General features: G+C 65.6%; 16 protein-coding genes. 4 read left to right on the forward strand and 12 right to left on the reverse strand.

Annotated elements, in window-relative coordinates; genetic code table 11:
* The first annotated feature begins 4 nt into the window (after positions 1–4).
* From VXJ37_RS02835 to pgl, 4 genes are read left to right on the forward strand one after another with little or no spacing between them, the layout of a single operon-like run.
* Positions 5–1,636, forward strand: a complete 1,632-nt coding sequence (locus VXJ37_RS02835; protein WP_331321549.1) for a glucose-6-phosphate isomerase — start codon at positions 5–7, stop codon at positions 1,634–1,636.
* Between the two features lie 14 nt (positions 1,637–1,650).
* Positions 1,651–3,210: a glucose-6-phosphate dehydrogenase gene (gene zwf / locus VXJ37_RS02840; protein WP_331321550.1), complete on the forward strand. Its 1,560-nt coding sequence runs from the start codon at positions 1,651–1,653 to the stop codon at positions 3,208–3,210.
* Positions 3,207–4,148, forward strand: coding sequence for a glucose-6-phosphate dehydrogenase assembly protein OpcA (locus tag VXJ37_RS02845; RefSeq protein WP_142133908.1), 942 nt, complete (start codon positions 3,207–3,209; stop codon positions 4,146–4,148). Before zwf ends, VXJ37_RS02845 begins: the two co-directional genes overlap by 4 nt.
* Positions 4,138–4,956, forward strand: coding sequence for a 6-phosphogluconolactonase (gene pgl, locus VXJ37_RS02850; protein WP_331321551.1), 819 nt, complete (start codon positions 4,138–4,140; stop codon positions 4,954–4,956). Before VXJ37_RS02845 ends, pgl begins: the two co-directional genes overlap by 11 nt.
* On the opposite strand, the gene VXJ37_RS02855 is transcribed toward pgl, so the two are convergent.
* From VXJ37_RS02855 to VXJ37_RS02910, 12 genes are all read right to left on the reverse strand, one after another.
* Complete coding sequence (locus VXJ37_RS02855; protein ID WP_331321552.1) at positions 4,909–5,304, reverse strand: RNA polymerase-binding protein RbpA; 396 nt, start codon at positions 5,302–5,304, stop codon at positions 4,909–4,911. The genes pgl and VXJ37_RS02855 overlap by 48 nt on opposite strands.
* Positions 5,305–5,441: 137 nt before the next feature.
* Complete coding sequence (gene secG, locus VXJ37_RS02860; protein ID WP_141941218.1) at positions 5,442–5,699, reverse strand: preprotein translocase subunit SecG; 258 nt, start codon at positions 5,697–5,699, stop codon at positions 5,442–5,444.
* A gap of 48 nt (positions 5,700–5,747) precedes the next feature.
* The gene (gene tpiA / locus VXJ37_RS02865) at positions 5,748–6,563 is read right to left on the reverse strand and encodes a triose-phosphate isomerase (protein ID WP_331321553.1); all 816 of its coding nucleotides are present in this window, start codon (positions 6,561–6,563) and stop codon (positions 5,748–5,750) included.
* Between the two features lie 134 nt (positions 6,564–6,697).
* On the reverse strand, positions 6,698–7,924 hold the full coding sequence (locus VXJ37_RS02870) for a phosphoglycerate kinase (protein WP_331321554.1): 1,227 nt from the start codon (positions 7,922–7,924) through the stop codon (positions 6,698–6,700).
* A 10-nt stretch (positions 7,925–7,934) separates the two neighbouring features.
* Positions 7,935–8,945 carry a type I glyceraldehyde-3-phosphate dehydrogenase gene (gap, locus tag VXJ37_RS02875; RefSeq protein ID WP_141941212.1) on the reverse strand — a complete coding sequence of 337 codons (1,011 nt, stop codon included), beginning with the start codon at positions 8,943–8,945 and terminating at the stop codon, positions 7,935–7,937.
* Positions 8,946–9,204: 259 nt separating this feature from the next.
* Entirely contained in the window at positions 9,205–9,831 is a 627-nt protein-coding gene (locus VXJ37_RS02880; protein WP_307305772.1) for a superoxide dismutase, read from the reverse strand.
* A gap of 101 nt (positions 9,832–9,932) precedes the next feature.
* Complete coding sequence (gene whiA / locus VXJ37_RS02885; RefSeq protein WP_043454785.1) at positions 9,933–10,913, reverse strand: DNA-binding protein WhiA; 981 nt, start codon at positions 10,911–10,913, stop codon at positions 9,933–9,935.
* A gap of 9 nt (positions 10,914–10,922) precedes the next feature.
* Positions 10,923–11,942, reverse strand: coding sequence for a gluconeogenesis factor YvcK family protein (locus tag VXJ37_RS02890; RefSeq protein WP_331321555.1), 1,020 nt, complete (start codon positions 11,940–11,942; stop codon positions 10,923–10,925).
* Positions 11,942–12,865, reverse strand: coding sequence for an RNase adapter RapZ (gene rapZ / locus VXJ37_RS02895; RefSeq protein ID WP_141941206.1), 924 nt, complete (start codon positions 12,863–12,865; stop codon positions 11,942–11,944). Before rapZ ends, VXJ37_RS02890 begins: the two co-directional genes overlap by 1 nt.
* 67 nt (positions 12,866–12,932) lie before the next feature.
* Complete coding sequence (gene uvrC / locus VXJ37_RS02900) at positions 12,933–14,933, reverse strand: excinuclease ABC subunit UvrC (protein ID WP_331321556.1); 2,001 nt, start codon at positions 14,931–14,933, stop codon at positions 12,933–12,935.
* 69 nt (positions 14,934–15,002) lie between these two features.
* Positions 15,003–15,671: a lysophospholipid acyltransferase family protein gene (locus VXJ37_RS02905; protein WP_331321557.1), complete on the reverse strand. Its 669-nt coding sequence runs from the start codon at positions 15,669–15,671 to the stop codon at positions 15,003–15,005.
* On the reverse strand, positions 15,658–16,374 hold the full coding sequence (locus tag VXJ37_RS02910) for an HAD hydrolase-like protein (protein ID WP_331321558.1): 717 nt from the start codon (positions 16,372–16,374) through the stop codon (positions 15,658–15,660). The genes VXJ37_RS02905 and VXJ37_RS02910 overlap by 14 nt, the downstream gene beginning before the upstream one ends.
* Positions 16,375–16,416: the final 42 nt, after the last annotated feature.

A 16,416-nucleotide genomic window follows, 5' to 3' on the forward strand; every position in this document is an offset into this window, starting at 1 on the left:
ACCCATGAGCACTCTCAGCTACGACGCCACAGGCGCTGCCCGGCAGGCACTTGAGCAGCACCTTCCCGCCCTCATCGAGGACAGGATCGCAACCCGGATCTTCGCCAAGGACCACACGCTGTGGGGCCCTGACGCCGAGTCCGAGTCAGCTATCCGCCTTGGCTGGGTAGAGGCCGCCACCGTGTCACAGCCCCTGGTCAAGGACATCCTGGAACTCCGGGACGCCCTGCGCGCCGAAGGCGTCAGCAGGATCGTCCTCTGCGGCATGGGCGGCTCCTCGCTGGCCCCCGAGGTCATCGCGGGCACCGCCGGCGTCGAGCTGACAGTGCTGGACAGCACGGACCCGGACCAGGTCCGTGCTGCCCTCGCCGACCGCTTGGCCGCAACCGCCATCGTGGTCTCGTCCAAGTCCGGTTCCACCCTGGAGACGGACTCCCAGCGGCGCATCTTCGAACAGGCCTTTACGGAGGCAGGTGTGGACGCCAAGAGCCGCATCATCATCGTGACGGATCCGGGCTCGCCGCTGGACAAAGCCTCCAGGGAAGCGGGTTACCGCGCAGTCTTCAACGCCGACCCCAACGTGGGCGGCCGCTACTCCGCCCTGACCGCGTTCGGGCTGGTGCCGTCCGGCCTGGCCGGCGTGGACATCCAGGCTTTCCTCGACGAAGCAGAGGAAGCAGCGGAGATCCTCAACGATGACGCACCTGAGAACATCGGACTGGCCCTGGGCACCGCCCTGGGTGGAACCAGCCCGTTGCGGAACAAAATCGTCATCGCCGAAGACGGCTCGGGCATCGTTGGGTTCGCGGACTGGGCGGAACAGCTCATTGCCGAATCCACCGGCAAGCTGGGCACCGGTATCCTTCCGGTGGTGGCGGGTCCGCACGCACCTGAGGTGACCTCGGGTGCACCCGATGTCCTGGTGGTGCGCCTCGTTGCCGCGGATGCCGACGTCGAACTCGGTGAAAACCAGGTAGCGATCGCGGGGGGCCTCGCCACGCAGATGATGGTGTGGGAGTTTGCCACGGCTGTGGCCGGGCGCCTGCTGGGCATCAACCCCTTCGACCAGCCTGACGTCGAGGCCGCCAAGGTGGCGGCCCGCGGCCTGCTGGATGCCCAGCCGGAACCCACGCCCGCTGCTTTCGTGGACGGTGCCATCGAGGTCCGCGGCGGCGACTGGCTCGGCGATGCTGCTACGGCAGAGGGCGCAGTCAAGGCGCTGCTGGGCACCCTGGCCGGGGACAGCTACCTCAGCGTCCAGGCCTACTTCGACCGGCTGGCCTTCGCGGGACTCGAAGGAATCCGTGATGAACTTGCCGCCGCCAGCGGCCGTCCTGTCACCTTCGGCTGGGGACCGCGCTTCCTGCACTCCACGGGGCAGTTCCACAAGGGTGGCCCTGCCATCGGCGTGTTCCTCCAGGTAACGGCCGCGCCCGCCGAGGACCTGGCCATCCCGGACCGGCCCTTCACCTTCGGCGAGCTCATCGCCGCGCAGGCCGCAGGCGACGCCCAGGTCCTGGGTGAACACGGACGCCCCGTGCTGCGCCTCCACCTCACTGACCGTGCCGCGGGCGTGGCCCAGTTGCAGGACATTGTCGCTGCCCTGTCCACCCGTGCATCCGCAACCGAAAGCTAAGGCACAAAAGCACCATGCCAGAAACTGAATACGGCCGGAAGAGCGCGGGCCGCGGGCGTAATCCGCTGCGTGATCCGCGTGATCGCCGTTTGAACCGGATCGCCGGTCCATCATCGCTTGTGTTGTTTGGCGTAACGGGTGACCTCGCCCGGAAGAAGCTCATGCCGGCGGTGTATGACCTGGCCAACCGCGGGTTGTTGCCGCCGAGTTTCGCGTTGGTGGGGTTTGCCCGCCGCGAGTGGGACAAGGAGGATTTCGCTGCCGAGGTGAAGGCCTCGGTGCAGGCCCACGCCCGGACTCCGTTTGACGAGGCGGTCTGGAACCAGCTGTCCGAGGGCATCCGGTTTGTCCAGGGCGAGTTCGACGACGACGCCGCGTTCGAGCGCCTGGGTGAGACCATCAAGGAACTCGACGACGTCCGCGGCACCCGCGGGAACCACGCGTTCTACCTGTCGATCCCGCCCAAGGCCTTTGAGCAGGTCTGCCGGCAGCTGTCCAAGCACGGCCTGGCACAGGCCGACGGGGACAAGTGGCGCCGCGTGGTGATCGAGAAGCCGTTCGGTCACGACCTCGACTCGGCCCGTCAGCTGAACGACATTGTCGAGTCGGTGTTCCCGCCGGATGCTGTGTTCCGGATCGACCATTACCTGGGCAAGGAGACGGTCCAGAACATCCTGGCGCTGCGGTTCGCGAACCAGTTGTTTGAGCCGCTGTGGAACGCGAACTACGTGGACCATGTCCAGATCACCATGGCCGAGGATATCGGCACCGGCGGACGGGCCGGGTATTACGACGGCGTCGGCGCTGCCCGCGACGTCATCCAGAACCACCTGTTGCAGCTGCTGGCGCTGACGGCGATGGAAGAACCCATCTCCTTCAACGCCGATGACCTGCGCGCCGAAAAGGAAAAGGTGCTGGCTGCGGTCAAGCTCCCGGAGGATCTGTCCACGCACTCGGCGCGTGGCCAGTTCACCGGCGGCTGGCAGGGCGGGGAACAGGTCCAGGGCTACCTGGAGGAAGAAGGCATCCCGGCAGACTCGACCACTGAGACCTATGCGGCGGTCCGGGTTGACATCCACACCCGCCGCTGGTCCGGCGTGCCGTTCTACCTGCGGGCCGGCAAGCGCCTGGGCCGCCGCGTCACCGAGATCGCGGTGGTGTTCAAGCGCGCCCCCAACCTCCTCTTCACCGATCATGGCGAGGATGACTTCGGACAGAATGCCGTGGTTATCCGCGTCCAGCCGGACGAGGGCGTGACCATCCGGTTCGGGTCCAAGGTTCCCGGCACCCAGATGGAAGTCCGCGACGTGACCATGGACTTCGGCTACGGGCACTCCTTCACCGAGTCGAGCCCGGAAGCGTATGAGCGGCTGATCCTGGATGTCCTGCTGGGTGAGCCGCCGCTGTTCCCGCGGCATGAGGAAGTGGAGCTGTCCTGGAAGATCCTTGACCCGTTCGAGGAATACTGGGCCTCCCTCAACGAACAGCCCGAACCCTACGCCCCCGGTTCCTGGGGCCCGGCCAGCGCTGACGAGCTGCTGGCCCGCGACGGACGAACCTGGAGAAGGCCATGATCGTAAACCTGCCGGACACCACCACCTCCAAGGTGTCCAAGAAACTCATGGCCCTGCGCGAACAGGGCGGTGTGATCGCCCTGGGCCGGGTCCTCACCCTCGTGGTGGTCACCAAGTCCGGGCTCGAAGAGGAAGCGATCGAGGCCGCGAACGATGCCAGCCGGGAACACCCCTGCCGCATCATCGTGCTCGCGGACGCGGGGAAAGACGCCAAGGACCGGCTGGACGCACAGATCCGTGTGGGCGGGGACGCAGGTGCCTCGGAGGTGATCGTGCTGCGCGGCTACGGCCAACTCGCGCACGAATCCGAGTCCCTGGTGGCCGCGTTGCTGCTCCCGGACGCCCCGATCGTGGCCTGGTGGCCGCACGGCGCCCCCGAGAACGCCTGCGAAACCTCTATCGGCGCCATTGCGCACCGCCGGATCACGGACTCCGCGAACGAACCCGACCCCCAGGCCGCGCTCGAACGCATCCACCGCACCTACAAAGCAGGCGACACCGACCTCGCCTGGACCCGCCTGACCAACTGGCGCATCCAGCTCGCGGCAGCATTGGACGAGGTGGATTCATCCCCCGTGACGGCTGTCGCCGTCGAAGGTGCCTCGGATTCACCCTCCACTATCCTGCTCGCGGCGTGGCTCACCCTGACCCTGGATGCGCCCGTCACCATCGTGGCGGACCCTGCCGGAACCGGCATCCGCCGGGTTCGTCTGACCCGCCCGGGCGGCGACGTCCAACTGTTCCGGCCGGGGCTCTCCGTGGCCGAACTCACCCAACCGGGCCAGCCGGCCCAGCGGATCTCCCTGCCGCGACGCAGCCTCCGGGACTGCCTCGCCGAAGAGCTCCGCCGGCTGGACCCGGACGAAGTGTTCGGTGAAGTGATTACTATTGGACTGCCACGTACCAATCTAAGGAGCGTCCGACCCAGTGAGCGTTGACCCACGTGTAAGCATCCATCCTGATTCGTCCGTCCTCATGGCCGCCATCGCGGCACGCCTGATCACCAAGCTCGTTGATGTCCAGGACAAGTACGGCGAAGCCACCGTGGTGCTCACAGGGGGAACCGTGGGAATCGGCACGCTGAAGGCCGTTGCGGATTCTCCGGCGTCACCTGCCGTCGACTGGTCCAAGGTCAACTTCTGGTGGGGTGACGAGCGTTTTGTTGCCTCTGCTGATCCGGAACGGAACACCAAGCAGGCGTTCGACGCCTTGCTGTCCCACATTCCGGTGGACCAGGACAGGGTTCACTCCCCCGGCTCGACGGATGATTTCGGGAGCCCTGAGGAAGCAGCGGACGACTACGCCCGCAGGCTGCGTGACGCGGCGGCAGCCGAACACGCAGCAGACATGTCCGACGACCGGCCTGAGGAGCCCGCCGCACTCCCCCGGCTCGACGTGGTGCTGCTGGGTGTGGGTCCCGACGCACACATAGCGTCCCTGTTCCCGGAGCAGGCTGGAATCCGCGAAAAGGAGCGTACGGTGGTGGGCGTGCGGAACTCCCCCAAGCCGCCGCCGCTCCGGGTCTCCCTGACGCTGCCCGCCATCAACACGGCAGCTGAGGTGTGGATGGTGGTGGCCGGCGAGGACAAAGCAGGAGCGGTGGGACTGGCACTTGCCGGAGCAAACCCTGTGCAGGTGCCTGCCTCGGGACCCCGGGGAACGTCCCGGACCCTGTGGCTGATCGACGAGAACGCGGCCTCACGTGTCCCGCAGCAGCTGGTCCGGAAGGACGCCGCGGGCGCGTAGTTTTTCCAGCGCTCCGGCCAGGACAGCTTCGGCGTCCTGGCCGGAGCGCCGTTCTTTAACGTATTCCAGGTGGCTCTTGGAGCCGTCGTCGAACAGATCCTCAGGACCAACCGCCTGGCCGTCCCGGGTAGCAGGTCCGCCGCACCGCCGGCAATCCCACGATCGGGGAATCTGGTCCTCGGGCATCTTCAGGAACACAGGCTGGGTTTCATGCCCCTTCGCGCACCAGTAGGACACCCGGATGCGCGGCAGGGGCCGGGACGAGGAGTCATTGCCCTGCAGGGTTGATCCCGAGCCTGCGATCACGCCCGCTCGTGTACCCCGAAAACCGGATGCTGGGTGGACCATGGGAAACTCCTGCCTCGCGCCTGCCGGTGCCGTTAAACAGAATAAGACTGTGGCTGCCGGAAATCCGACAGCCACAGTCTAGTTGGCAGGCCTGGGGGCCGGGAGGGCCGAAAGGTCCTTGTGTCACGCAGTGACGGTCAGGAGTCCCCTACACCGCTGAAGCGCATGATCAGGCCAAGCGCGATAATCACGACGCCCCAGGTGACGCCAAGAATGATGGTGAAGCGGTTGAGGTTGCGTTCTGCCACACCTGAAGAGCTGAGCCCCGAGCTCATTCCGCCGCCGAACATATCGGACAAGCCGCCGCCGCGTCCCTTGTGCAGGAGGATGAGCAGCGTCAGCAGGAGGCTGGTGATGCCCAGGAGGATCTGCAGAATGACATGAAGAACGTCCACGACGGCCTTTCAGAAGTTGGGATTGCGGGAGTGTGCGCTGGCTCCGGACTAGTCCGCGACCAGGTGGCTCTCGAACCTGACAATATTAGCAAACTCAGCCGGGTCAAGGCTGGCGCCGCCCACCAGGACACCGTCCACGTCGCGTTCCCGCAGGATGGCACCAGCGTTATTGCCCTTGACCGAGCCGCCGTACAGCAACCGGGTCTTGGCTGCCACGTCGGCGCCGAACAAGGTTTCCAGCTCTGCGCGGATGGCGGCGCACATTTCCTGTGCGTCCTCCGGGCCTGCCACCTCGCCCGTGCCGATGGCCCACACCGGTTCGTAAGCCACTACCAGTTCTGCGGCCTGCTCATTGGTGAGTCCGGCCACCCCTGCCCGGAGCTGCTGCAGGGTGTGGTCAACGTGAGTGCCCGCCTGACGGATTTCAAGGCCCTCCCCTACGCAGAGGACGGGAACCACGCCGTGCCGAAACGCTGCCTTGACCTTCGCGTTGAGGACCTCGTCGGATTCGTTGTGGATGGTACGGCGTTCGCTGTGGCCCACCAGGACGTACTTGCATCCGAGCTTGTTCAGGAACTGGCCTGAGATGTCACCGGTGTAGGCGCCGGAATCGAACTGGGACAGGTCCTGGCCGCCGTACGCGATGTGCAGGTCGTCGCCCTGCACCAGGGTCTGGACGCCCCGAAGGTCGGTGAACGGCGGGAAGACGGCAACCTCAACGCGGCTGTAGTCATGCTTCGCGTCGGAAAGGGTCCAGGCCAGCTTCTGCAGGAGGGTAATGCCCTGCACGTGGTCCATGTTCATTTTCCAGTTGCCCGCGATGAAGGGCGTGCGGTCGAAAGCGCCGTTCGTTGAGGTAGTCACGTAATCTCCAAAAGTTCTTGATATGTGTTCGGCCGGCAGGCTGCCGCGGGCAACCTGCCGGCCGGAGGACTGCATGGTCCGCTGACTGCGGAACAGCAGCAGTGTTTAACCGGTGTGCTTCCACCGGCCTGCTTCTAACGGTCCAGGACGCTCAGGCCGGGAAGTTCCTTGCCTTCGAGGTATTCCAGGCTGGCGCCGCCACCCGTGGAAATGTGGCCGAACTGGTCGTCGGAGAACCCCAGGGTGCGTACAGCGGCAGCGGAATCGCCGCCGCCCACCACGGTGAAGCCTTCCGTACCAGTCAGGGCCTGGGCAATGGCACGGGTGCCTGCCGAGAAAGCCTCGAATTCGAAGACACCCATGGGGCCGTTCCAAAAGACGGTCCGTGCGCCCTTGATCCGCTCAGCGAAGGCGGCAGCGGTTTCCGGTCCGATGTCCAGGCCGATGCCCTGGGCACCAAAGCTGCTGCCCTCAATGGCGTCCGCGGCGACGGTCTCGTGGGCGGCGTCGGCGGCGAACTTCTCCGCCACCACCACGTCCGTGGGAACCACGAATTCCGTGCCGGCGTCCGCGGCCCGTTTCAGGTAGTCCTGGACGACCGGGATCTGGTCCTCTTCAAGGAGGCTGGACGCGACCTTGTGTCCCCGGGCTGCCAGGAAGGTGAAGAGCATGCCTCCGCCCACCAGGATGGTGTCGGCCTTGCCAATCAGGTTGTTGATCACCGCGAGCTTGTCCGAGACCTTGGAGCCGCCGAGAACCACCACGTAGGGGCGCTGCGTGTCGGTGGTGAGCTTCCGCAGGACCTCAACCTCGGTGTGCACCAGGTCGCCCTGGTACGACGGCAGCCGGGTAGCGACGTCATAGACGCTGGCATGCTTGCGGTGGACGGCGCCGAAGGCGTCATCCACGTAAGCGCCGTTGCTGCCGGTGAGTGCGACCAGCTCGTCGGCGAAGGCGCCGCGTTCGGCGTCGTCCTTGCTGGTCTCCCGGGCGTCGAAGCGGACGTTCTCCAGAACGAGTGCTTCACCGTCCTGCAGGGATGCAGCGGCAGCCTTGGCTGCGTCGCCGACGGTGTCGGCAGCCAGGGTTACCTTGAAGGCCGCCAGCTCGGCCAGGCGGTCCACTGCGGGCCGCAATGAGTACTTCTCCTCCGGGGCGCCCTTGGGGCGTCCGAGGTGGGCTGTTACCAGCACGCGGGCACCGGCGTCCGTGAGCTTTGCCAGCACTGGGAGCGAGGCCTTAATGCGGCCGTCGTCAGTGACTGTAGAGCCGTCGAGCGGCACATTCAGGTCACTTCGAACCAGAATGTACCGCCCGCGGACACCTTCAGCGATCAGTTCGTTGAGGGTGTGAAATGTCATGTCTCTAACCCTAGCCCAGCTTGGATGCCACAAGCTCCGTAAGGTCAACGAGGCGGTTGGAGTAGCCCCATTCGTTGTCATACCAGGAAACAACCTTGACCTGGTTGCCGATGACCTTGGTCAGGCCGGCGTCAAAGATCGAGGAAGCGGGGTCGCCGACGATGTCCGAGGACACGATGGGCTCTTCGGTGTAGGTCAGGAAGCCCTGCAGTTCGTCAGACTCCGAGGCACGCTTGAGCGCTGCGTTGACTTCCTCCACCGTGGTCTCGCGGGAGACCGTGACGGTGAGGTCGGTGGCGGAGCCGGTGGGCACGGGGACGCGGATGGCGTAGCCATCCAGCTTGCCCTTGAGCTCCGGCAGGACCAGGCCGATTGCCTTGGCGGCACCGGTGGAGGTGGGAACCATGTTGATGGCTGCAGCGCGGGCACGGCGCAGGTCCTTGTGGGGGCCGTCCTGGAGGTTCTGGTCGGCGGTGTAGGCGTGCACGGTGGTCATGAGACCGCGCTCGATGCCGAATTCGTCGTTGACCACCTTGGCCAGCGGGCCGAGGCAGTTGGTGGTGCAGGAGGCGTTGGAAATGATGTTGTGCTTGGCGTTGTCGTAGAGGTTGTGGTTGACACCCATCACGATGGTGATGTCCTCGTCCGACGCCGGAGCGGAGATCAGAACCTTCTTGGCACCGGCTGCGATGTGCTTCTGCGCGTCGGCTGCCTTGGTGAAGAAGCCGGTGGATTCGATGACGATGTCCACGCCCAGTTCGCCCCAGGGGAGGTTGGCGGGGTCGCGCTCCGCCAGGACCTTGACCACGTTGCCGTTGACGACGATGTTGCCGTCCTTGACCTCGATGGTTTCCTTCAGTCGCCCGCCGACGGAGTCGTACTTGAACAGGTGTGCCAGGGCTTCGGGGCTGGTGAGGTCGTTGACTGCAACGATCTCAAGGTCCGCGCCTTGGGCAAGTGCTGCGCGGAAGTAGTTGCGGCCAATGCGGCCGAAGCCGTTGATACCAATACGGGTCGTCACTTTTACAGTCTCCTTGGTGCTTTGAGAAGCACTACTAGTTGAGCGGGCGTTCAAGCCAACTAACAGATCCCGCACGCCATTGGGCAGAGATGATTAACACGGAGGGCGACCAGCCTCATTGCTGAAGGCTAACCGCCTTCCGTGACCTATCTTACGTTTAACTGGGTCCGCCCCCGCAAGTGCGGGGGCGGACCGTCCACATCCCGGCTGGTTTAAGTCGGAATGTGAAGTTTGTTACAGCGATGCATAACGCACGTCACTACGGGAGGGTGATAAGACCCGTGGCGTTGGTGCGGGCTGCCTCGAAGCGCTGGGCGACGTCTGCCCAGTTCACGATGTTCCAGAAAGCCTTCACGTAGTCGGCCTTCACGTTGACGTAGTCCAGGTAGAAGGCGTGCTCCCACATGTCCAGCATCAGCAGCGGGATGGTGCCCAGAGCGGTGTTGCCCTGCTGATCGTAAAGCTGCTCGATGACCAGGTTCCCGCCGATGGGCTCGTAGGCCAGGAAACCCCAGCCGGAGCCCTGCAGGCCAAGGGCTGCAGCGGAGAACTGGGCACGGAAGGCATCGAAGGAGCCGAAGGCGTCGTCAATCGCGGCAGCCAGCTCACCTTCGGGCTTGTCGCCGCCGTCCGGGGAGAGGTTCTTCCAGAACACGGAGTGGTTGACGTGGCCGCCGGTGTGGAACGCGAGGTCCTTCGAGAGCCGGTTGATGTTGGCGAAGTCGCCCTTTTCACGTGCCTCGGCCAGCTGGGCCAGGGCGTTGTTGGCGCCTGCCACGTAGGCTGCGTGGTGCTTGCTGTGGTGCAGCTCCATGATCCGCGCGGAGATGTGCGGTTCGAGGGCGGCGTAGTCGTAGCTGAGTTCCGGCAAAACGTACTCGGTCACAAAATCCTCCAATATCGTGGACCCGAAGGCCCGGTTGGTAACTCTTGGATTGTGCATCCGGGCAGCTGGTGCCCGGAATTCTTTTTGATTCTATGGGGCGCTTACTCGTCCAGCATTTCAGGCGTCACATTGGCGTCCGTTCCGGGAATGCCCAGGTCAAGCGCGCGCTTGTCCGCCATGGCCAGCAGGCGGCGGATCCTGCCCGCGATCGCGTCCTTGGTCATCACCGGATCAGCCAGTCGGCCCAGCTCATCAAGGCTTGCCTGCTTGTGCGCCACACGCAGTTCACCGGCGTACTTCAGGTGATCCGGCACGTCGTCGCCGAGGATCTCCAGAGCCCGTTCCACACGGGCGCCGGCGGCCACGGCTGCCTGCGCGGAGCGGCGCAGGTTGGCATCATCGAAGTTGGCCAGCCGGTTGGCGGTGGCTCTGACCTCCTTGCGCATCCGGCGTTCCTCCCACACCATCAGCGCATCATGCGCCCCCATGCGGGTCAGGAGCGCGGCGATGGTGTCCCCGTCGCGGATGACCACCCGGTCCACTCCCCTGACTTCACGGGCCTTGGCCTGGATGTCCAGCCGGCGGGCCGCACCCACCAGGGCCAGGGCGGATTCGGGGCCGGGGCATGTGACTTCAAGCGACGACGACCGGCCGGGTTCGGTGAGCGAGCCGTGGGCCAGGAACGCGCCGCGCCATACGGCTTCAGCGTCCGCGGCTGATCCATTCACGACGGCGGACGGCAGGCCGCGCACGGGGCGCCCGCGTCCGTCCAGGAGGCCGGTCTGGCGGGCAAGCGCCTCTCCGTCGCGGACCACCCGGACCACGTAGCGGCTGGCGCGCCGGAGTCCGCCGGCAGACACCACGATGATCTCGCTTTGGTGTCCGTACACCTCGGCGATGGCTGCGCGGAGCCTGCGGGCAGTGGACGCCAGGTCCACTTCCGCCTCGATGACGATCCGGCCGGAAATGATGTGCAGTCCCCCGGCGAACCGGAGCATTGCGGAGACCTCAGCCTTGCGCACTGATGACTTCTTGATGTCCAGACGGGACAGTTCTTCCTTGACCGATGCTGTCAGTGCCATGGCACCTTCCTAACTGTTCCCAAAAATGTCCTGGTACGCCGTGGCCAGCCGGAGCGGCTCGTGGACGGGGCGGCGTCCCGACGCCCCTACTTTACCCAAGACCACCTCGGCGCCGATCATGCCGGCGGCCTTCTCGAACTCCTGCCGGTCCGGTACGGAGGCGGGATCGGCCAGGACCACGTCGACGCTGAACTCCGGTGCGTAGCGCCGGAGCACGTGCAGATGGTCCGCCGCCGTCATGCCGGTGGTTTCCTTGGTATCCATGGCCAGGTTCATGGTGAGGCAGCGTTTGGCGGGCGTGGCGCAGAGGGCCTGCCGCATCTCGGGCAGCAGCAGGTGCGGCAGGACCGAGGTGTACCAGGAACCCGGGCCAAGGACCACCCAGTCGGCCAGCTCAATGGCTGTCAACGCCTCCGTGCAGGCGGGTGCGGATTTGGGCAGGAGCCGGACTTCCTCCAGCGAACCCGCCACCGCGCAGCGCGCCTGGCCGTGGATGGTCTGCAGGGCAGTCCCGCCGTCCGGGGCGGTCACCCGGATGTCGCCTTCGATGGTGAGCGGGACCGTGGACATGGGCAGGACCTGCCCCCGGGCGCCCAGGAGGGCGCCGGCCCATTTGAGTCCCGCCACGGCGTCGCCTAGCAGCTCCCACAGCGTGACGATCAAAAGATTGCCCATGGCGTGTTCGTCCAATGAGCCGCCGGAACCCTTGCCGCGGCGGAACCGGTGCTGCATGACATCGCGCCAGGTACGTCCCCAGTCGGTGTCGTCACAAAGCGCTGACAGGGCCATGCGGAGGTCTCCCGGCGGGAGGACACCGTACTCTTCGCGCAGACGCCCGGAAGATCCGCCGTCGTCCGCTACGGTGACCACTGCGGTCAGCTCGGAGGTAAGCAGCCGCAGTGCCGACAAAGAAGCAGCCAGTCCGTGGCCGCCGCCCAACGCCACAACGTTGGGGCCCTTGTCCTGCTGGCCCGAGCCCTTACCGGCGGCGGGCGGCACCAGGGGCAGGGCTCCGGTGAAAAGGGCCATTATTCGCGGCCCAGATCCCGGTGCGCGGTGGTCACCGTGACCCGCGGATACTGCGCGAGCTTCTTGGAGAGTTCCACTGCCACGGCCACGGAGCGGTGCTTGCCGCCGGTGCAGCCGACGGCGATGGTGGCGTAGTGCTTGTTTTCCCGGCGGTAGCCCTCCAGCACCGGCTCCAGGGCCAGGACGTACCGGTCCACGAAGTTCTTGACGCCTTCGGCTTCAAGGACGTAATCGCTGACGTCCTTGTCCAGGCCGGTCTGCGGGCGCAGCTGGGGAACCCAGTGCGGGTTGGGGATGAAGCGGGCGTCGGCCACGAAGTTGGCGTCCACCGGCAGGCCGTACTTGAAGCCGAAGCTCATGACATTGAGCCGAAGGGCCACGGGGCCGGTTTCGCTGAAGAGTTCCGTAATGGCAGTGGCCAGGCCGTGGACGTTGTAGTTGGTGGTGTCCAGGACCACGTCGGAGCTGTCGCGCAGTTCCTGCAGCAGCTCGCGTTCGGCCGCGATACCGTCGAGGATCCGTCCGCCGCCCTGCAGCGGGTGCGGACGGCGACCCTGTTCGAACCGCCGCACCAGGACGTTGTCGCTGGCATCGAGGAAGAGGACCCGGAAGGTCACCCCGCTGGCGGCGAGTGCGCCAAGCGCCGAGCGGATGTCGGCAAAGAGGCCTTTGCTGCGGACGTCAATTACCACGGCCAGCCTGGGGATGGACTGTGGGGCGTGGGAGACAAGCTCGGCGAGCGTGCCCAGCATCTGCGGCGGAAGGTTCTCCACCACGTACCAGCCATGGTCCTCCAGGGCGTCCGCCGCGGTGCTCCGTCCGGCGCCGGACATTCCGGTGACTACCAGCAGCTCCGCTTCGAGCGGCTTAACGGGCTCCAGCCCGTCGTGCCCTGCTCCGGATTCCGCCGTCGTGTCTGCCATGAAGCCTGCCCCGTTTCCTTGTTGTCCCCCGGGCGGCCGCTGTGGCGGCGCCCGCCTTTTACCCTAGCTAAGATTCGATGATTTCGCCGGTGGTCATGTTGATTGCCGGTACGGCCACAGCCTCGGGCCCGTCAGCCGCAAAATGGTTCACAATAGCGCCGGCGAGTGCGGGGCCAATGCCTTTCGCCTGGGCCAGCTCTTCCACGGAGGCAGCCTTGACGCCCTTGACTGAGCCAAAGTGTGCCAGCAGGGCCTTCCGCTTGGAGGCGCCCAGGCCGGGAACGGCGTCCAGGGCGGAAACCGTCATGGCCTTGCCCCGCTTCTGCCGGTGGAAGGTGATGGCGAAGCGGTGGGCCTCGTCACGGATGCGCTGCAGCAGATACAGCCCCTGCGAAGTGCGGGGCAGGACAACGGGGAAGTCGCTGTCCGGAAGCCACACCTCCTCCAGCCGCTTGGCGAGCCCCACCACGTACACGTCGTCGATTCCCAGGTCTGCCAGGGCGCGCGCCGCGGCGTTGACCTGCGGCTGGCCGCCGTCAACCACCACCAGGTTGGGCGGGTAGGCGAATTTTGCCTTCGGCGCGGGCGTGGTGGTGTCCGGCACGGCGGCGTCCGTTGCGTCTCCGCCGCCCCCCGCCTCCAGCGTGGCTTCGTCCACCTGCGCTGATTTGTCGTTGAGGTAGTGGCGGAACCGGCGGGTCAGGACGTCGTGCATGGCGGCCGTGTCATCGGCTGCGGCGGGACCGGTGATGGAGAATTTGCGGTAGTCGGACTTCTTGGGCAGCCCGTCCTCCACCACCACCATGGACGCCACCACGTTGGTGCCCTGCACATGGGAAACGTCAAAGCATTCGATCCTCAGCAGGGGGACGGGCAGGTCCAGGGCTTCCTGCAGTTCCTGGAGGGCCTGGGACCTGACGGTGATATCCCCGGCACGCCGTGTTTTATGGAGCTTCAGCGCATGCTCGGCATTTTCGCGGACGGTGGACATCAGCGCCGCCTTGTCTCCGCGCTGCGGTACGCGGATGTCCACTTTTGCGCCCCGAATCCCGCCCAGCCACCTGGCAAGGTCCTCGGCGTTGCTGGGTGCCACGGGCACCAGCACTTCGCGCGGGAGCCTGCCGTGGGTGTCGCCGTCCTCGCCGTAGACCTGCTGCAGCAGATGCTCCACCAGGTCCGGCGTGGTGAAATCCTCCACCTTTTCCACCACCCAGCCGCGCTGGCCGCGGATCCTGCCGCCGCGGACGTGGAACACCTGGACGGCAGCCTCCAGTTCATCCTCATGGAGGGCGAAGACGTCCGCATCAGTATCCTCGGACAGCACCACGGCGTTCCGCTCGAAGACCTTGCGCAGGGCCGTGATGTCGTCACGCAGCCGGGCCGCGTGCTCGTAGTCGAGCTTCGCCACGGCGTCGGCCATCTGCTTTTCCAGCTTGTTGATGAACCTCTTGGCCTCCCCACCCATGAAGGCGCAGAAATCCTCTGCCAGCGCGCGGTGGTCCCCGGGCGAAATCCGGCCCACGCAGGGCGCTGAGCACTTATCGATGTAGCCCAGGAGGCAGGGCCGGCCGCTGGCCTCAGCCCGCTTGAAGACCCCGGGGCTGCAGCTCCGGACAGGGAAAACGCGCAGCAGCGTGTCCAAGGTTTCCCGGATGGCACCGGCAGTGTAGGGGCCGAAGTAGCGGGTTCCCTTGCGCTTGTCCCCGCGCATCACCTGCACCCGGGGGTACTTGTCGCTCATGGTCACGGCAAGGTAGGGATAGGTCTTGTCATCCCGGAACACGACGTTAAAACGGGGTTTGAATTCCTTGATCCAGGTGTACTCCAGCTGGAGCGACTCCAGTTCGCTGCCCACCACGGTCCATTCAACACTGCTGGCCGCGTGGACCATGGCGTAGGTTTTGGGCAGCAGCCCGGAAGGGTTGGCGAAATAGGAGTTCAGCCGGGAGCGGAGGCTTTTCGCCTTGCCAACGTAGATGACCCGGCCATGCGGGTCACGGAACCGGTAGACGCCCGGGTTGGTGGGGATTTCACCGGTTTTTGGCCGGTAACTTGCTGGATTTGCCACCTATCAAGTCTACTGAGTTCCGCCGGACTTCCCTGCCGCGCCGGACCGGGCATGACTGCCGGCCCGGGGCTAATCGGCGGACTTGCTCTGGTTGTAGCTGGCGGACCGCTCCTGGCCGCTGAGTTCGGCGATGGCATTCATGATCCGGTCCGTTACTTCGCGGCGGGCGGGCAGCGAGTGGTCCGGCCCTGTCTTGTCGAAGTAGAGCGGCTCCCCCACCTTCATGGTGAAGTGCTGCGGCCTGACCCCTTTTTCACCTGCGCGCTGGAGCTTCTCGGTGCCGATCAGGCCCACGGGAATCACGGGCGCACCGGTGGTGAGGGCCAGCCAGCCGACGCCGGTGCGTCCCCGGTAGAGAATGCCGTCACGGGACCGGGTGCCTTCTGGGTAGATGCCGATGCCGCGGCCGGCTTCCAGGATGTCCAGCAGGGTCTTGAGCGCCTGGACGCTGGCAGCCTGTTCCCCGCGCTCTACGGGAATGGAACCCACTGACTCGAAGAAGGCCTTCATGACTTTGCCTTTGACGCCGCCGGTGGTGAAGTACTCAGCCTTGGCAAAGAAGGCGACAGGCCGGGGCATCAGGGCCTGGACGATCACGCTGTCGAAGAAGGACAGATGGTTGGGCGCCACGATGAAAGGACCGTCAGAGGGCACGTTCTTAAGCCCGACGACGGTGGGCCGGCAGGTGCCGGCGATCAGGTTCCGGGTGGTCCAGCGGACGGCATCAAACATTTCCATCGTTGTTCACCCCGCTCATTGCCGCGGTGTGGACGGCCTGCAGCCGCTCGATGACGGCCACCAGTTCCCCGCCGTCCCTGACGACTGCGACGGATCCTGCGTCCTCCAGTTCACCGTCGGGAGCGAAACCCCACATGACGCCGATGCAGTCCAGGCCGTTGGCTATGGCTCCGGAGACATCCTGGGCACGGTCCCCCACCATGATGGCGTGTTGGGTGTCCAGGTCCCGCAGGGCGGCGGCGATGATCTCCGTCTTGCCCAGCGGGACTCCGTCCACTGCCGCTTCGTCGTCCGCGGAGCCATGGATGCCGTGGAAGAATCCGTCGATGCCATGGTAAGCCAGTACTTTCCGCGCCAGCTTCTGCGGCTTCTGGGTAGCCACGGCCACGGGGCGTCCGGCCTCCGTGAAGGACTCAAGGATGTCGCGGATGCCGGGGTACAGCCGACTCTGGGCAATACCCGTGGCGACGTAGTGCTCCCGGTACCGGCGGACTACTTCTTCGAGGCGGTCTGCCGGCACGTTTGCGATATTAAGGAGGGAGTCGCTCAACTTGGGGCCGATCATCGCATCGAGCAGGTCCTGGCCGGGAACCGGGAGCCCCAGCCCGCGAAGGGCCGAGGCAATCCCCTCAGTTATTCCACCGGCCGGGTCGACAAGAGTGCCGTCCAGGTCAAAGATCACGGGCACTGTTGTTGAAGTCACCGGGTTAGTTTCTCACGACAGCAGCAGTGCCTGAAACTCGCA

It is taken from the genome of Pseudarthrobacter phenanthrenivorans, from assembly GCF_036455295.1.
GTDB classification, from domain to species: domain Bacteria; phylum Actinomycetota; class Actinomycetes; order Actinomycetales; family Micrococcaceae; genus Arthrobacter; species Arthrobacter phenanthrenivorans_C.

Bases quoted from the DNA above. Each gene is read 5' to 3' on its own strand.
- VXJ37_RS02835 (WP_331321549.1), top strand. From the start codon at position 5: ATGAGCACTCTCAGCTACGACGCCACAGGCGCTGCCCGGCAGGCACTT.
- zwf (WP_331321550.1), top strand. From the start codon at position 1,651: ATGCCAGAAACTGAATACGGCCGGAAGAGCGCGGGCCGCGGGCGTAAT.
- VXJ37_RS02845 (WP_142133908.1), top strand. From the start codon at position 3,207: ATGATCGTAAACCTGCCGGACACCACCACCTCCAAGGTGTCCAAGAAA.
- VXJ37_RS02855 (WP_331321552.1), bottom strand. From the start codon at position 5,304: ATGGTCCACCCAGCATCCGGTTTTCGGGGTACACGAGCGGGCGTGATC.
- VXJ37_RS02870 (WP_331321554.1), bottom strand. From the start codon at position 7,924: ATGACATTTCACACCCTCAACGAACTGATCGCTGAAGGTGTCCGCGGG.
- whiA (WP_043454785.1), bottom strand. From the start codon at position 10,913: ATGGCACTGACAGCATCGGTCAAGGAAGAACTGTCCCGTCTGGACATC.
- VXJ37_RS02890 (WP_331321555.1), bottom strand. From the start codon at position 11,942: ATGGCCCTTTTCACCGGAGCCCTGCCCCTGGTGCCGCCCGCCGCCGGT.
- rapZ (WP_141941206.1), bottom strand. From the start codon at position 12,865: ATGGCAGACACGACGGCGGAATCCGGAGCAGGGCACGACGGGCTGGAG.
- VXJ37_RS02905 (WP_331321557.1), bottom strand. From the start codon at position 15,671: ATGGAAATGTTTGATGCCGTCCGCTGGACCACCCGGAACCTGATCGCC.